At 26.7% G+C, this 17,988-nt stretch carries 15 protein-coding genes and 1 CRISPR repeat array; of the genes, 6 read left to right on the top strand and 9 right to left on the bottom strand.

Annotated elements, in window-relative coordinates:
• Positions 1–31 precede the first annotated feature (31 nt).
• From FJM08_RS07210 to FJM08_RS03435, 5 genes are all read left to right on the top strand, one after another.
• The gene (locus FJM08_RS07210) at positions 32–544 is read left to right on the top strand and encodes a restriction endonuclease subunit S (RefSeq protein ID WP_140031266.1); all 513 of its coding nucleotides are present in this window, start codon (positions 32–34) and stop codon (positions 542–544) included.
• A 15-nt stretch (positions 545–559) separates the two neighbouring features.
• Positions 560–1,705: an AAA family ATPase gene (locus FJM08_RS07205; protein ID WP_140031265.1), complete on the top strand. Its 1,146-nt coding sequence runs from the start codon at positions 560–562 to the stop codon at positions 1,703–1,705.
• Positions 1,698–4,733, top strand: coding sequence for a type I restriction endonuclease subunit R (locus FJM08_RS07200; RefSeq protein ID WP_140031264.1), 3,036 nt, complete (start codon positions 1,698–1,700; stop codon positions 4,731–4,733). The genes FJM08_RS07205 and FJM08_RS07200 overlap by 8 nt, the downstream gene beginning before the upstream one ends.
• Positions 4,734–5,241: 508 nt before the next feature.
• Entirely contained in the window at positions 5,242–5,478 is a 237-nt protein-coding gene (locus FJM08_RS07195; protein WP_140031263.1) for a hypothetical protein, read from the top strand.
• Between the two features lie 133 nt (positions 5,479–5,611).
• Positions 5,612–5,968, top strand: coding sequence for a hypothetical protein (locus FJM08_RS03435; protein ID WP_170177173.1), 357 nt, complete (start codon positions 5,612–5,614; stop codon positions 5,966–5,968).
• A 42-nt stretch (positions 5,969–6,010) separates the two neighbouring features.
• On the opposite strand, the gene FJM08_RS00505 is transcribed toward FJM08_RS03435, so the two are convergent.
• The 9 genes from FJM08_RS00505 to cas1 all read right to left on the bottom strand — a co-directional run bounded on the left by FJM08_RS00505 (position 6,011) and on the right by cas1 (position 14,185).
• Positions 6,011–6,247 carry a hypothetical protein gene (locus FJM08_RS00505; RefSeq protein WP_211331329.1) on the bottom strand — a complete coding sequence of 79 codons (237 nt, stop codon included), beginning with the start codon at positions 6,245–6,247 and terminating at the stop codon, positions 6,011–6,013.
• 61 nt (positions 6,248–6,308) lie between these two features.
• A complete protein-coding gene (locus FJM08_RS00500) occupies positions 6,309–8,564 on the bottom strand; it encodes a S8 family peptidase (RefSeq protein WP_140031262.1) in 2,256 nt (751 codons plus the stop codon).
• Positions 8,565–8,569: 5 nt separating this feature from the next.
• On the bottom strand, positions 8,570–9,604 hold the full coding sequence (locus FJM08_RS00495; protein WP_140031285.1) for an ATP-binding protein: 1,035 nt from the start codon (positions 9,602–9,604) through the stop codon (positions 8,570–8,572).
• 79 nt (positions 9,605–9,683) lie between these two features.
• Positions 9,684–10,082: a hypothetical protein gene (locus tag FJM08_RS00490; protein ID WP_140031261.1), complete on the bottom strand. Its 399-nt coding sequence runs from the start codon at positions 10,080–10,082 to the stop codon at positions 9,684–9,686.
• Complete coding sequence (locus tag FJM08_RS00485; protein ID WP_241863580.1) at positions 10,060–10,971, bottom strand: DNA cytosine methyltransferase; 912 nt, start codon at positions 10,969–10,971, stop codon at positions 10,060–10,062. The genes FJM08_RS00490 and FJM08_RS00485 overlap by 23 nt, the downstream gene beginning before the upstream one ends.
• A gap of 86 nt (positions 10,972–11,057) precedes the next feature.
• A complete protein-coding gene (locus FJM08_RS00480; RefSeq protein WP_140031260.1) occupies positions 11,058–11,240 on the bottom strand; it encodes a sucrose-6-phosphate hydrolase in 183 nt (60 codons plus the stop codon).
• A gap of 403 nt (positions 11,241–11,643) precedes the next feature.
• Positions 11,644–12,208: a CRISPR direct-repeat array (repeat unit 36 nt; unit sequence GTTATAGTTTACTCAAATATTGTACAGCCCTAAAAT).
• A gap of 6 nt (positions 12,209–12,214) precedes the next feature.
• Positions 12,215–12,985, bottom strand: coding sequence for a hypothetical protein (locus FJM08_RS07190; RefSeq protein ID WP_140031259.1), 771 nt, complete (start codon positions 12,983–12,985; stop codon positions 12,215–12,217).
• Entirely contained in the window at positions 12,985–13,293 is a 309-nt protein-coding gene (gene cas2, locus FJM08_RS00465; RefSeq protein WP_306769753.1) for a CRISPR-associated endonuclease Cas2, read from the bottom strand. The genes FJM08_RS07190 and cas2 overlap by 1 nt, the downstream gene beginning before the upstream one ends.
• 4 nt (positions 13,294–13,297) lie before the next feature.
• Positions 13,298–14,185 (bottom strand): type II CRISPR-associated endonuclease Cas1, encoded by an 888-nt coding sequence (gene cas1, locus FJM08_RS07185; protein ID WP_140031258.1) that lies wholly within the window; start codon positions 14,183–14,185, stop codon positions 13,298–13,300.
• A gap of 191 nt (positions 14,186–14,376) precedes the next feature.
• Here cas1 and cas9 point away from each other — a divergent pair, with 191 nt between their 5' ends.
• A complete protein-coding gene (gene cas9, locus FJM08_RS07180) occupies positions 14,377–17,988 on the top strand; it encodes a type II CRISPR RNA-guided endonuclease Cas9 (protein ID WP_140031257.1) in 3,612 nt (1,203 codons plus the stop codon).

Genomic DNA, 17,988 nt, shown 5'->3' with positions numbered 1-17,988 from the left:
ATTTGTTTATAGTCTAAATTTTGGTTATTTAATGGATTACTGCCAAATTCGTACAGGGAAATTAAACGCTAATTTTTCACTAAAAAACGGACGATATCCATTTTTTACATGTGGTGAAGAAACTTTATTAATAGACAACTATGAATTTGATACAGACGCAATTATATTATCGGGAAATGGAAATATAGGAATAATAAAAAAGTATTGTGGAAAATTCAACGCCTATCAACGTACATATGTTTTGGATAAATTTAAAAATTTTGATAAAAACTTTTTATATTTTTGATTTAAAGCGAAATTCAAAAATTATATTTCAAGTCATATAAAAAAAGCTTCAGTTCCTTACATTACTTTGTCTATTTTGCAAAAATTTTCCCTACCAATAATATCGATAGAAAAACAGATTCGCATTGCTAATATATTAGAGAAATTCGAAAAATTATGCAACGATTCTGAACAAGGATTACTTGCAGAAATAGAATTAAGACAAAAACAATATGAATATTATCGTGATAAACTTTTGACATTTAATAAAAGTAAGTAAATAAAAGGAAGAAACGTGTTAGAAAAACATACTTTAAATGAAGTGGCTAATATAATTAAAAATAATGATAAAAAAATTACAGTTTTATATGCTTTTAATGGCACAGGTAAAACAAGATTATCAATGGAGTTTAAAAATATTGTTAACGAGAATAATACCGATGAATCTATTAAACATGTATTGTATTACAATGCATTTACCGAAGATTTATTTTCATGAGATAACGATTTAGAAAACGATACCGATAGAAAACTTAAATTTGTCGCAAATACTTATTTTATTGGTTTGTTAAAAGATTTAGGAAAATATAACGATATAAAAAATAAATTTGCGTCATTCTCGTCGACAAAAATTGAACCAAACTTTAATATTAATGCAAATGAGATTACATTTAGCATACCCGAGCTGAAAAAAAATAGTGATAATAGAGACAATGAAAATATCAATATAAAAATATCTAAGGGCGAAGAAAGTGTTTTTATTTGAACATTGTTTTATGTTTTAATTGAAAATGTAATTGATCAATTAAATCTGGATCCAAATGACAGATCAACTCATATATTTGACGAAATTCAGTATATATTTATAGATGATCCCGTTAGTTCACTAGATGATAATAACTTAATAAAAATGGCGCTTCATTTAGCTCAAATAATAAAGAATAGTAAATCAGAATTAAAATTTATAATAACAACTCATCACGCATTATTTTTTAACTTATTATTTAATGAATTTAATCGATACAATAAAAATAATGGTAAAAATAGTCAATTTTCTTTTTTAAGAAAAAATTCTTTAGATGAATTTACATTATCAAAATTAAATAATGACACACCATTTAGTTATCATCTTTTTATACGCGAATTAATCAAAAATGCAATAAAAGAAGATGAAGTGAAAAGATATCATTTTATGTTATTTAGAAATTTATTAGAAAAAACCGCTTTATTTCTGGGTTATAGCAATTGACAAGATTTGTTTAGCGGCGAAAACAAAGAAATATATGCCAAATATGTAAATATATTTAGTCATAATAGAATATCTGATTCAGAAAATAATGAATTATCCAAAGAGTATCAAAACATGTTAAAGCAATTATTTGAAAAATTTGATAAAGAATATAAATGAAAATCAACATTGGAGGAAAATAAAAATGTCTAATGATATAAAAGATGAAAATTCGACTATCGCGGAAATGACTAATGGTATTATTAGAGCAAGTTTCCAAAGTTCTAGAAAAAACGAGTCTTCTTACCAAAGCGAAAAAGATCTTGAAACTCAACTAATAAAAAAATTAGTTTCGCAAGGCTATGAACAAATTTCTTTAAATTCAAGTAAAGAACTATTTTTTAATTTGCGAAAACAAATTGAAAAATTAAATAATTTTTCATTTACAAATTCGGAATGAGAAAGATTTTTGGCAGAGTATTTGAATAGCCCTAGCGATGGAGTAATTGAAAAAACAAGAAAAATTCAAGACAATTTTATTTATGATTTTGTTTCCGATGAAGGATATATAAAAAACATAAAAATCATTGATAAAAAAGATATTTCAAATAATTATCTACAAGTTGTTAGTCAAGTTGCCGTTGACGGTAAATTTAAAAATAGATATGATGTAACAATTTTAGTGAATGGACTTCCATTAGTACATATTGAGCTAAAAAGACGCGGAGTAAACTTACAAGAAGCCTTCAACCAAATTCATAGATACAGTAATGAAAGCTTTAATAATGAAAATTCATTATATAAATTTGTACAAATATTTGTAATTTCAAATGGAACGTATACCAAATATTTTGCAAATACTGTCGCACAAGATAAAAATAATTATGAATTCGCCTGTGAATGAGCTGATGCTAAAAATAAACCCATTACTGATTTAGAAGATTTTACTTTAACTTTTTTGGAAAAAAAAGTTATTCTTGAAATACTTACAAAATATTGTATATTTGATGTTAATAATACACTATTAGTAATGCGTCCTTATCAAATTGCTGCTACAGAAAGAATATTGTGAAGAATAAAAGCAAATATAAATGAATATAGACGCACTGGTAAAATTCAAAAAGGTGGATATATTTGACATACTACCGGTTCTGGCAAAACTTTAACTTCTTTTAAAACTGCTAAATTAGCAACAGAACTAAATGAAATAGATAAAGTATTTTTTATTGTTGATAGAAAAGATTTAGACTACCAAACAATGAAGGAATATCAAAAATTTCAGCCAGATAGTGTTAACGGATCTAAAGACACTAAAGAATTAAAAAAGGTGATTGAAAAAAACGACAATAAAATTATTGTTACAACAATTCAAAAATTAAATGAATTTATAAAACAAAATTCTAATCATGAAATATCTAAAAAACAATGCATTTTTATATTTGATGAATGTCATCGTTCTCAATTTGGTGAAATTCAAGAACGAATAAGAAAAATGTTTAAAAGATGTTTTCAATTTGGCTTTACAGGTACACCTATTTTTGCTGAAAATGCTTTGATAGAAGGAAATACTACAGCTGATATTTTTGGTAAGCAATTGCATAGTTATGTGATTACTGATGCTATTAGGGATGGAAAAGTATTAAAGTTTATGATCGATTATAACGATACTAGACCACAATTTAAGGCTGCAGAGCAAGAAAACGATGAAACAAAGTTAAAAATGCTTGAAAAAAGAGAATTAACCAATCCGATGCGAATCTCGCAAATTGTTAAATATATTATTGATATTTTCGATAAAAAGACACATCGAAATTCTTTTTTAAGTATTGAACAAAAAAGAAACAATGGGTTTAATGCTATGTTTGCTGTAGAAAGCATAGAAGCGGCCAAATTATATTACAAGGAATTTAAAAGACAACAAGAAGATTTACCGGTAGAAAAAAGATTGAAAGTCGCAACAATTTTTAGCTATCAACAAAATGAGTATATAGCATCACATGGCGAAATAGTTGAAGAAGGCCTCGAATCCGCAACTAATTTAATTGATAAAACATCAAAGGAATTTTTAATTGATGCAATTAACGATTACAATAATTATTTCAAGACTCCAAAAAATTTTTCAATAGAAGACAAGGGTTTTCAAAATTACTATCGTGATTTATCACAGAGTGTTAAAAACAATGAAATTGATTTAGTTATTGTTGTTGGGATGTTGTTAACTGGCTTTGATGCGCCAAAGCTAAACACTTTGTTTGTTGATAAAAACTTAAGATATCACGGATTAATTCAAGCGTTTTCACGAACCAATAGAATATTTAATAAAACTAAAGCCTTTGGAAATATCGTTTGCTTTAGAGATCTTGAAAAAGCTACGCAAGATGCAATTAAAATTTTTGGCGATGAAAATAGCGCAAATGTCATTTTAGAGCGAGCATTTATTGATTATATTAAGGGATTTACTAATTCTGAAGGAAAAATATTTAAAGGTTATGAAGAAATTCAAAAAGAAATTGAAAATAAATTTCCCGAACCAATTAAATTAAAATCAGAGGCAGAAAAAAAAGAATTCGCTAGCTTATTTGGTGAACTGTTAAAAATTGAAAATATTCTTAAAAATTTTGATCAATTTGATAACTATGAGCAAAAATTTTCTGATAGACAAATGCAAGACATGAAAAGCATTTACATAGAAATTTACGAAAATTTTCAAAAAGAAAAAGAATCTAAAATCATGGAAAAAAATGATATAAATTTTTCGGATTTAGAATGGCAAATAGAACACTTAAAGACCACAGAAATTAATTTGGATTATATTTTAAAGTTAATTGAAGAAAAATTAAATACAGGAAATGAATTGAGCAGTTTTAAAGAAGAAATTATGCGCATACTTAGATCTAGTACAGCGACAAAATCTAAAGAAGATCTGATTTTAGAATTTATGAATCAAAACGAGCTATCAAATTTGAGTCTAAAAGCAAATTTCTCTGATCTTTTTTACAATTTTGCGAAAGAAAAAAAGAAGATTGCAATAGAAAAATTAATTGATGAAGAAAATTTAAAAGAAGAACAAACAATTTTATTTATAGATGGATTTATTAAAAAAGGTTACATAAAATATGCTGGTGATGATTTAGATCAAATTATTCCGCCTACAAGTCGCTTTGGCGGAGCACGCGAAAAAAAGAAAGAAGTAGTTTTAAACAAAATAGGTAAAATAGTAGAAACTTTTTGTGGTATTTAATTTTTGTTATTCGCGTAAATAAGAATTTATAAACTAGATTTTAGAATAATTTATTGCAAAAGTAAAAATGTTTATTTAATAAATTATTCGAATTGACTATTCATAATTAAAATTTTGATAATGAGAAGAGATGATGTGTTAGTTGAAGAAAGCAAAAAATAAAAAAGAAAAAATCAGATTATAAAGAAATATTGTTAATATTTATGTTATGTTATTTTAATTACCTTCATAATAACTATCCTTATTAATTTATATGTACCTAAATTTAATTACTATTGATTATTTTTTACTTGAATTTTTGTTGTAATTTTAATAGTACCATTTGATATTGAATTTTTATCAAGCGCTAAATATAATCTAAAGAAATTGCGTATATGACCCAATCAAATAAGACTTACGGTTAACATTTTCTGATATGTTTATTTAGATGCGGTTTATATAGTTATTTATTTAAATAAAAATCCATTAGTATCTCTTGTCGTAGGTTTTGCAATTATAAAATTTATATATGACATTATTACAAAGTGGCGCGGCTCCACTTTGCGTTTTATCATATGAAAATCAATTAAAATTCAAACAATATACCATTGAAAGACTTTTTAAAAGAAATTTACTCGAATTAAAAATAAACAAAATAATTCCTTCGCCAAACGAATATTATTATCGAAACAAAATTTCATTACATGTATTAAACGAAAATAATAAATTTAAATTTGGTTTTTTAAAAAATACTCTCATGATTTAATTGTGCAAAGCACATTACCGTTAGTCCATAAAGAAATCGAAGATGTGTATTTAAATTTTGTAAAAATCGCAAACACCAACAAAAGAAGTAAATTATTAACTGATGCCAACCTAGCGAAATTACTTTTAGACATTTGAATTTTTCAAATGAAACCCAATTAATTTTAAGTTGCCAAAAGCTTCCTAAATTTTCTAATGAACAAATAAATCAAATTAAAAAATTAACCAACATTGACTCACTTGTGTTGTGTATTGTCGACAAACATAAGAAATCTTATAAAACGATATTCGGCAACGAATATATAAAATATGCAATTAATAATCTAAAATTTAAGGTATCAAATGATTCGTTTTATCAAGTGAATGAAGAACAAACCAAACATATGTATGAATATGTGTCCAGTTTAATTTCCGAAAACAATTTAAACATAATTGATGCTTTTTCCGGTGTTGGTACAATAGGGTTTTATCCATTGATACAGTCTGACTAATATGAAATATATATCCTACTTTTTGGAAAGCGTTACTGTCATTTAAAAAGGTATGCCTTTTTCCCCTCTCATGACAGTTCGATTAAATCTTTCCCTCCACATATCAAAGCTTGCACAAGCAGTTGCATTAGGATTTTTATCATAGATACTAAGTTGACTTAAAAAGTCATATCTTTGATTATTTCCAATGACCTTTAAGAGCTTTAGATATTCTCTTTCACTATCTAAAACATCTCTTTTTACAAGCTCAATTATGTTGTAAAAATCATTCATTCTCATCTTTACCTCCTATTTTTTTGTACTAAAAAAGACGATATTTCTATCGTCTTCATAATAAAGTTTATTCAAATTCAAGTTTTTCTTCTGCTGTATTATAAATATCAATCCTGTTTTCCACATTGATTTTATGCACTAGCCACCCTCTAAACAAGCACTGCTGTATAAATTCCTGCATTCTATTTATACCATTTACTTCTTTGAGAGTTACTACTACTCCAAATTTAAGATTATCTCCATCGCCTGAATTTAATATTTCTTTTGTCTTAATACTTATACCCCATAAACCATTAGCTTGTTTCGTTTTTGGTTTTTTTTGCAACCCCGTTGATGTCTTAATATTTTCTCGAATATGCTTGATATTATCCCATTTTCTATATAGTTTACGTGCTGTTCCTTCATACAACAATAGTTTACCATCATCGGATTGTTTATTATCATTAATAGAATTAATTTTTTCTTTTCCTCTCTTTGTTTTAACTAATCTACCAAAATGAATATCCATCTCCGTATTTGTATAGTCTACACCCTGATTTCGAGTACAATTAGGGAAATAACATAAAGTTGCCTTCGAAACAAATGGTTGTTTTTGTTTATCCTCAGGTATTGGAATATTATAATTGTAAGTATCAAATTTTTCTGAAATACCACTGATCATAAATTTTATTTCATCATCTGGCGTTTTTACAATCTCATCAATATTAACAGGAACTATACCATATCCTATCAATTGCGGACTATACGCCTTATCATTCCAACCTGCTGCCGAATCAATTATTAATGCTTTTGCTAATTCTCTAGTTAATCCTAACACTTCAATAAGATAAGCGAGTTTTCTTGCTAGCCATGGAGCAGCATATGATGTCCCTCGTACAAAAGTTTCTCCCTTTGGAGAACATGTCCTTATTCCTCTACTATCATCTCCACCATAATAACTTACATCTGGTTTATTAAAAAAAGATAACACCAAACCTTCCCTCGAATATGTCGTTGGTTTACCATCAAAACCCACCGAATTTACAACTAGCGAATTAATAGAATCCGCCGGAGCACCAATTCTTTTAATATTTGAATTCATAGGTTTATTTGTCCCAGCCACAACAAATATAACATCATTTTCATATTGAATCTTATCTAGGATAGCTGCTTCAGGAGAAATGAAATTGGTATTTATTTCCATAGAAGAACCTAGCGACAAGTTCCATACTTTAATGTCTCTATTAGACACAACAATTTCTTTAATAGCTCTTAAAACTGTAAAGGAACTAAATCTTCCACTTGTAGCAACTCCAAAATGTCTTGCTTTAAATCTGCCACATCCATCGTTTAATTCTGGATTTATACTTGCACCATCGACAATAATAGAAGTTACCATTGTTCCATGTTGATAATCCTCATCAGATAATAAAATTTCATCATCAAGTACATTTTTAAATTCAACCCATTCAGAAAAATAGACATTCTTATCAAACATAGTATCTATAACACCAATAGTTGGCTCATTGCTGGGCTTTGGAATAGAAATTGTTAAGTCGTCACCTTTATGAAAATCTTCTTTATCTAATAATGAAATATCACTCACTGCCATCGAAATTAAATATGGTGCCTTAGATTTCAATAAACTATATTGATCAGGAGTAAGTAAAATAGTAGTCTCATCAATACTTCTAATATCTGAAAACTCTATTTCTAGTTGATTCATTATATCTGCTGTTTTAGTTCCTGTATCATAAATCGTTATGATTGCATTTTCCCGTAAATCACTAGTATCTCTTTCTACTCCAAATTTTTCCAGATAATAAGCATCTACCACAATATTCACAAATCTACTTTTTGAAATTCCAACTTCCCCCCTTTTTCGAAAAAGGTGATTATATTTATTATTATTAATTTCAGATATGTTTCCATAAGTTATTCTATCTCCAAAATTGTTTCTAATTATAGAAACAACAGTTTCAATATTACTCATAGAGTCAATTATTGTTTTTTGATTAACACAATGCGTGATAATGTGCTTTTTACTTTCACCTGAAGTAAATTTAGCTCCTACAACAGAATTATTATTTTTCGTGCTTCCGCTTTCTAGCATTCCTTTTATTCTATTACTTTTTGCTACAACATCCGTATAATAAGCACTTACAAGTGGCCTTATTAATAATTTTTCCTTCTCCCAGAAAGCACTAACTTTACTTAAATCTTTTTTTAAATTAATTAAATGCTCAATGGAGACAAATTTATCCTTTGGAATATTTGACGGCCCTGGTTTATTACCAAAATCTTTTTGTTCAAATCTACCTTTTAATTGAAGAATTTCATTCATTTAAACTACTCCTTTAATTCTCTTGATACTTGACTTTTTGAAACACCCGTCAAAATCTCAATTTCTCTAACAGTAAATCCTTGACTTTGCATTTTTTTTAAGTTTTTATCACTATCAGTAAACACTGCCGTATATAATCTTCTTAGATAGTCATACTCATCGTTAGGATTACTAAATGCTAGGGATGTTTTAATGATATTTTTTAAATCTCCGGGGTATGGTATTGTATCCATAAGCGAAATTATTTTTCTAAATAGACGAATATTCCTAGCAACATTTTTAAATTTCGATAAATAATAATTTAATATTACTTCTGATATATCAATTAAATCTTCTCTTGAATATCTATTAAAATCTATAACAGAATCAAATCTTCGTACTAACGCCTTATCGAAATGCTTATATAAATTAGTTGTAGCTATCAGTAACATTTTATCATTTAATCCTTCTAAACCTTTTAATACTGATGTTGTTGCTCTTCCCATTTCTCTAAGATCTTTTGAGTCAGTTCTATCCAATGCTAAGGCATCTATTTCATCAAATAATATCAACGATTTTTCAGGAATAAGTAAATTATTAATTTCGTCAAATAATTGAGCAATATTTTTACCGGTCTGTCCTAATTTACTATCGATTAAAAAGGCAAAGTCTACTATAAATAGTTCTCTATCTAATATTCGTGCTATATGTTTTACAGTTTCTGTCTTCCCAGTCCCTGGTGCTCCTTGGAATAAAAATTTATTTACACCTATCTCATGCTCAACTGCATTTACTATACCTATTATGTCCGATTTTATTTCTTCGGGTAATGGCAACGGATCTCCACTAACTTCTATTTTTCTGACAAATGTTAAATCATTTTCATTTATTTGTGGAACAAATGTATTTGCATTTGAAAGAAGTGCCATTATATATTCTGATAATTGGTAATCACCTGATTTATCAAATTCATTCGCAATTTGATATGCTTCATTTCTGAATCCCGAGTCATTACTTTCGGCATAATATTTTATTAAATTAATGATATTTGCTTTTTTCATTTTCATCGCCTTCCATGCAAAGTTTTTTCATTTATAGTTTATCACATCGGGGACAAATTTTCAAGTTTTGGGACAATATTTATATAATTGTTTCTTCTAAAATTTTAAAGTTTACATTTTTACCAAACTTCCCAGCAGGACTTACTGTTATTTGAGTAGTAACCAGACCATATTCACCTTTATATTCATATCCCTGCCCGTAAACAATAAATACAAGCTTGTCATCATCAAGAAAAACATCTATACCATTTTTAAAATCCATTCCCTCTAAAACTTCTTTAACGTTATGAAGTTCGCTATAATCATATCTTGGCTCAATTTTCTTACTGTGATATTTATCTATATATTTAATGCCGTAAATGCAAACTGAATTTGGAAAGCCGTAAATTTTAGCAAATATATTTTCAACTTCCTTATGATGAATTTTTCCCTTTTCTTCATCTATTTCCATAATGCTATATGTTGTTAATCTTCTCATTTTTAATCTCCTCTAAAATTTCTTTTAATACTACTTTTAACACGTTCACGACAATGCTATTTCCAGCTTGTTTATATAGTATTGACGATAATTTACCTTTTCTTCCTGGATATATAGCTTTGAGTTTGTTAAAGTCTTCATCAGCAAAACCCATAAGTCTAATGCATTCTCGCTCAGTTAAATATCTATATTTGCCATTACATAAATCAATAATTCCTGAATTAGGAATACGCACTTGCTTGGCGGAAATTGTGTAGGCAAACTTATCTATCACTTTAAGTCTTCCTCTAAAATTATTATTCTTAAGTTCTCCTCTTATATGTCTAAGCATTGACTTTTGCCTTACTTCATAAAGATTTGAAGCGTCTTTCTCAAGAAATTCAGATATACTCCTTGTTTGTATTTTTTCGAGTTTGCCAAAATTAAAATGATTAGTTCCCAAGATGCTCACAACAAAGATACGCTCTCTTTTCTGTGGCATTCCAAATTCTATAGCATTTAGAATTTCATATTTGTTCTCATATCCCAGTCTCTCCATTTCTTTTAAGTAATGAAAAAAGGAAGCTCTCAAATTTCTATCGAGAACTCCCTTTACATTTTCCCAAAGCACAACCTTGGGCTTGATATTCATTTCTTCTATTATTCGTATAGTTTCAAAAAGAAGACTACTTCTTGTACCGCTACCTTTTGTGCCACCTTTCTTTAAGCCACTTCTACTAAAATCTTGACATGAACTACCATGCATTAATAAATCTATTCTTTCATCTGGTGGATGATAATCTACTATACTTTTAGGCTTAAATTCTTCACCATAAAGTGCATTATAGCTTTTAACACAGTTCTTATCTATTTCTACATAATCAACCGTCTTATGAGGGATTTTGTGCATTCATAAAGCCTAAACAAATACCACCTACACCGGCAAACAAACTTTCGACTTTATACTGTTTTTTCATAATAATATCCTTTCAATTCTTATTTATTTTCATCTTCACCAACCCTAAGAATAAGTTGAACATTAAGTTGGTCATAATAAACTTTGAATTTACTTTTCCCTTTTTCTAAATTTAGATTTTCCAAAATGCTCTTGGGCATTCGTATTCTCATATCTTTTTGTAGTACATAAGTGTCAAGATATATTAATTTTTCATCTTTCATATAGCTTCCTCCTCAACCTGATTTTAGACTAATTATAGCCTGTCTTTAGTCTAAAGTCAACTATGTGTGAGCTATAATGAACTATTTCAAAATTAATAAATCAAATAGATTATCATATTCTTATACCTATGTGTTACAAAAATACATTTTAAATTTAAAATTAATTCTTTATAAATATAGTAAACATATGGAATAAAAGATTTATAAAAGCTATCTTTCCATTTCCATACTCATATATTTTTCATATTTTTTTCTGATTTGATACAGTTCTTTCATATCGGATTTTGAAGAAGAATACTCTTGCATTAGTGTATTCTTTTTTTCGTTTAAGTTCTCATAGTTATGCCTTTCAAAAATTGTACAGCCCTAAAATAAAAATCTAATGAATTATTGGAAGGTGAATGTTATAGTTTACTCAAATATTGTACAGCCCTAAAATCGGCGACAATATCAGGTTTTTGACGCATATGTTATAGTTTACTCAAATATTGTACAGCCCTAAAATAGCTCCGATAATTGATTCCGCTTTAAACCTGTTATAGTTTACTCAAATATTGTACAGCCCTAAAATGACTATTATATATTAGTTGACACCTTTTTAGTTATAGTTTACTCAAATATTGTACAGCCCTAAAATATCTTTGAATGAGTTAACCGAGTAATCCTTGTTATAGTTTACTCAAATATTGTACAGCCCTAAAATAAATATAACCCTCGCCTATTTTTTCATATTCGTTATAGTTTACTCAAATATTGTACAGCCCTAAAATCTTAGTTTTTAATTGCTCAATTTCTTTTTTGTTATAGTTTACTCAAATATTGTACAGCCCTAAAATAACCCAAAAGCTTAACATTAGTACGGTCATGTTATAGTTTACTCAAATATTGTACAGCCCTAAAATGCAATTATAACGCTTATAACGGTTATATTTGTTATAGTTTACTCAAATATTGTACAGCCCTAAAATGTCAAATTAAGTAAAAATCTTATTTTTAATTATAATTTGCAATTTTTTTAATTCTTTTTTAGATTTTCTTTGATAATTTTTGAATAAATTTTTTTTACAATCAAAATTAATTTGGTCTTCCAAAATTTCAAAATCTATTATGTTTTTGAAATTATATTCTTCTTGAAAAAAACAAATTTCTAATTGTTTACATTCATCACACACAAAAAGAGGATTATTGCTTAATACAATGAAATTGTAAAAATCAACATATTTAACCAATTCACTTATTTTAATTCAATCTATATTTTTGATAATTATAGTTTTTTTATTTGAACTTAAATCTTTACTTTTTTTAAGTCAATTAAAAAATATCTCATTATCAATAAACGATAATTCGTTTACATCAAATAGGTCTTTGATTAATTTGGTAAAATCAAGATTTACATTCAAAAAATTTTCGAGACCAATAGACAAATTCACTTGTTGTGCAACATTTTCCAACACACTATTATTAATAAAGGCTCGTTCATTTATTTTTTCGTTTTCTAATATTGATTTGTATAATCAATTTTTTACTGTTAGGTTAAATAAATCACACACCCTAGTTAAATTACTAATTTGAATAATATCTTTGATGGATAAATCATTATTATTTACGATAATAGATTTTTCATCATTCTTTCATTCTCATTCATATATTTTTCTAATGAATTCATCTTCATTATTTGTTTCAATACAAATAATTCCATCAAATTCATCTATTTCTAATTCTTCAAACCCTTTTATTTTAAACATTATAATCTTATGAATCTCCCTTGATTTTGTAGATATTCATCTTCGCTTATTTTTCCTGATAATAATTCAATGTCTTGATATTGATTTTCAGTTATTAACATCACCCTTACATTCGAATCTACTGGAACATGTTGTAAAAGTTTTATTTTTTCTGATTTATACATTGTATGAGCATTAATGCACTTACAATATACTGAATATTGAATTCTGAAATAACCACTCTTGTTTAAGAAATTTAAAAATTTATTATATTTTTTAATATTGTCTTCATTGCTCATATTAATGTCATACATAACAATTAATCGCATATATCTATTGTAATTCCCATTCAATTTTTAATTCCTTTATTTTCGAGTCAGATTTTAATAAAAAATTAATATAATTTTCGATATATTCATCTAGTGTCATGAATCTACCGTTTACTTTATATTGTTTAAAAAAAGCATTAAATACTATTTCTTTAAATTCATTTAATTGTACAATTTCGTTTGAGTGCATATATTTATAAACTTCTAACTCAATAAAGCATCTAAACGGTTCCATAATATCGCAAGATAAGCCAAAATTATTGTTATAACTTTTGTGAAAAAAAGATAATCTGGGGTCATACCCTTTGGCGCATAAGCTTCGTGTAACATAACTTAATAAAATTGTGTATCCATAATTTAGTAATGAATTAATTAAGTCATCTGAATTTCTTTCTCTAACAAAGCTGTTACCAAATAAAATTTTGAAATTTAGCTTTGCTGCGTGACCTTCGCGATTTGTAATATCACCCTCTAAAGTCTCGCTTTCATATAATGTAAATTTATCAATTTGATCTAATGATATGATACCTAAACTTATAAGCATATTCCGTGTATTGACAATTTTAGATTTTATAATATTTTGTCATACAATGTTTTTAAATTTATTATTTCATTTGATTTGTTCTTGCAACGCTTTAGTAGAATAATAAGCATGATATGGGATAAGTAAAGCCGCAGGTAGATGATAATAATTGCAGATAATCACGCCAACATTTTTGTCCATTAATTCATTTAATAATTGCACCGAAATAGTTGTTTTCACATTATCAAATATAATATATTCTATTTCAGATATTGGATATCTAATTTTTAATTCATCTCTTTTAACAATTAAATTATGCAAAAATAAATGTGCATAAGAACTGCTGGAAATTTCTATTATTCTTTTCATTAATTCCTTTCTTTTGTTATAATAATTATGTACAGTACATAAATATTATAGTTTACTCAAATATTGTACGTCCTAAAACAAGGGGCATTATGCTCCCGAAATAGCCTGATAGTTTATCTATCGGGTTTTTTATTTATCTATAGGAGAGTATAATATAAAGTGATATATTATATCTATTAATTAGGAGCGACATGACAAAGGAAGAAATTACAATTGGCTTTGACCTTGGGGTTGGTTCTGTAGGTTGGGCTATTATAAATAATGATAATAAGATTATAAATTGAGGTTCTAGGTTATTTAGTGAACCACAACTAGCTGAAGATCGTAGAATTCAACGTTCAATTAGACGAATGCACCGAAGAAAACAATATAAAAATGAAAAATTTTATAATATTGTTTTAAGGTATAAAGAAGAATTTGGATTTTCTAGCAAGGAAGAAATAAAGAATGCTTTTATAAAACTTACAAAAAAATATCCAAATATTATTTTTTTAAAAAAGAAAATTTTTGAGAATGAATCATTAATTACAAAAAATGAACTTTTATGGCTACTTCATGACTATTTTCAAAATCGAGGATATTTTTATGAAATCATTGAAACCGCTGAAAAGGAAAAACCTAAAAAATCAGAAAAATCTATTGATGCAAAATATAAAAATGACTATTCAGGAGAATTGCCAACTCAAAAACAAATAGATTTTTTCAGTAAAAACGGTTTTTTCAAAAATTCGCAAGCATATGGTACCGACGACTATTCTAGTGCGTTTTCAAATAAAAAATTCGCCGAAGAATTAAAACTACTTTTTAAGAAAACAAATGTTTCTAGTGAATTTCAAGACTCAATAATTACTTTATTTACATTTTGTAGAAGTTATGCCGATGGACCTGGAAGTAAAAATAGTGTTAGTCCTTATGGAAGATTTTATTATGATGAAAACAATAATTTATGTTCATATGAAAATATATGATCCAAACTGATAGGAAAATGTTCATATTTTCCAGATCAACTAAGAGCGCCAAAATCGTCATGTTATGGCGAATTGTTTAATTTACTTGAAGATTTGGTAAACTTTAGATTTTTTGAAAATTTATACTCAAAAAATAAATTAAAAATTACAGAAGTTATCTCGAAAGCTAATTTTTATGATCTCTTAGATAAAATGTTTAACAATAATAAAATTCAAAATCTTACGATCTCGAAATTGTTAGGGAAAATTAACAAAAAAACTGAAATTAATTATGAAGTTTACAAGAAAAATTCAGATGGAACAAAATTCACTGAATTAAATTCAATCTCAAAATTATTCAAAATTATTTCTAAATATTATGCCGATGTTATAAATAAACATTTAAATTTCAAAAATATAATTGAATTATTAAACGAAGATAAAGATACTATATTAGACGAATTTGATCAAATTATTGAAATATTATCTAATTGCAAAACCAAAGAAGATAGGTATGAAAAAATTAGCTTAATTTTCGAAAATTTTAAAATTTTAAGAAAAAAATTAACTAACGATGATATTTTTCACAATTTATTGATAGAACTTAGTGAGATACCTGGAATAAGTTCGAAAAGAGCATCATTGTCAATAAAAGCTTATAAAAAATTTATTCCCAAAATTTATTATTCACTTGAAAATTACGAATCATTAAAATGAAATGAAATTAAAGAAAGAAACATTACTACCGAAAACAGAGTTTTACAGAATGCAAAATATATGAGCGACAAATTTTTAGATAATGCGATTTTGCCGCCATCAGTTAGAACCACGATATGTGAATCTGTAAGAGTTTTGAATAAAATAATAAAACTTTATTCTAAAAAATACACAATTAAAAATGTTGTTATTGAACTAGCAAGGGAAAAAAATAGCGAAGATGAAAGGAAATATATAAAGAAAATTCAAAAATTGCAAGAAAATAGAAAAAATAAAATTATTGAACAAATGAAATCTTTAGATATACCTGGTTTTTCAATTGATGATATAACAACCACCAAATTGCTTAAACTAATTTTATTTTTTCAACAAGACCAAATTGATATATATAGTGGTGAAAAATTAGATATTGAAAAAGTCTGAAGAGATTCTTCTTATTGCGAAATCGATCATATAATTCCTTATTCTTTATCCGCTGATGATTCGTTTTCTAATAAAGTTTTGGTAAAAAGAACTTCAAATCAACGAAAGGGCCAACAATTACCTATTCAATATATTAGAAAACATGAAACAGAAAATTGAAATATTGCAAAATTTAAAAAATATGTGAATGAACAGTTCGGGAAGCAAATGTGTGAGTTATTATCTTTTGAAGAAAAATTTTCGAAAAAACAATTAGATAAAAAGAAACACATTTTGTTATTAGAAGAATATGAACCCAGCGAATTTTTATCTCGACACATAAACGATACTCGATACGCTACTAAATTGTTTAAAAATAATTTGCTCGAATTTGCAAACAAAAGGTTTGGCGTACAAAATCTCAATGGAAATGTAACATCTTTTTTTAGAAAAAAGGCAAGAGAATACTGAGAAATTGAATTGGCTAAAAATAGTGTAAAAAATTTGGATTATGAAAAAAAATATGAATTATTAAACGACGAAAAATATCAAGTATTCAAAAAAGATCGAAATAAATTTTTACATCATGCAGTTGATGCCGCAATAATTGCATTAATATCGAAGAATAACCCTTCATTAAAATCGCTAACAATAGAAGAAGAACAATATGCTATTTACAATGAAAAAACTCTAATAAATGTTGAAACAGGCGAGTTAAAAAATATATCTAGTTCAAAAATAGAATCCAAATACTGAAATATTGAAAAAACAGCTGAAATAATTTTTAAGAGTATTTTTGACAGTATTTGGTCGGAAAATATGCCCAAATTTTCGCGAAAAGTTTTAATGGATTCAAACACATCCCTATTTAATTCAACAATTTATGCTTTAAAAGAGATTAACAATAATGAATTTTATAAAATAGAAAAATTAAATTTATTTGATGAAACAACGGAAACTTTAGATAAATTTTTTGCTAGCGCCGGAAATGAAAATGACAAAGTTCCAAATTTATTAATTTGTAGATCACATAATTCGGAATATGTCAATTTAAAAGAAATTTATGATGAATGAAAAACGAAAATAGATAAGAAGCAAAATCCTTTTATAGCTTATATGAAAAACCTTTGTGAAAATTGTGAAGATATAGATCCTGCTTATATTAAAACTCTTTATGCTGCAAAAAAAGTTTTTGTAACTAAAAATGCTTCTATATTTAGGAGTCTGAAATATATTTCAAATAAAATAGATAAAAATAATTTAATTTTAAACAAAAAACAGCAAGAAAAATCCTTCAATGACACTCTTAACTCACTTGGATGTTTAATATACAAAAATAAAGAAGATAAATATTCTAAGATTCCATTAAATGCAAAACTAATGCATTTTAATTCCAATATTCCAAAAAATTTATTAGATGAAAATATCTATTTTGCAAACGAGTTGGAACTACAAAAAAGATTAAATAACATCCCAATAAGTAACAAACCAATAAAATATATAAACAAAACAATGTGTATAAAAAATAATCTTGATGATTCTTTATGGTATATTTCTGGAATTCCGACAGCCGGAGATAAACTTGAAATAAAGCGAATTGATCGCAGAGTTTTGGACCTGAAAGAAGATGCCACAGATTTATTAGAAAAACAAAAAGACAAAAGATTTATAAAATCAATCAAAATAATAATGACAGAATTTTCATTTGTAGATATTGACGAATTAGGAAATTTCTAA

Source organism: Metamycoplasma equirhinis, from assembly GCF_006385185.1.
Taxonomy (GTDB): Bacteria; Bacillota_I; Bacilli_A; order Mycoplasmatales; family Metamycoplasmataceae; genus Metamycoplasma; species Metamycoplasma equirhinis.
Note: the sequence above shows the minus strand (reverse complement) of the source record. Positions and strands in the feature narration are given on the sequence as shown.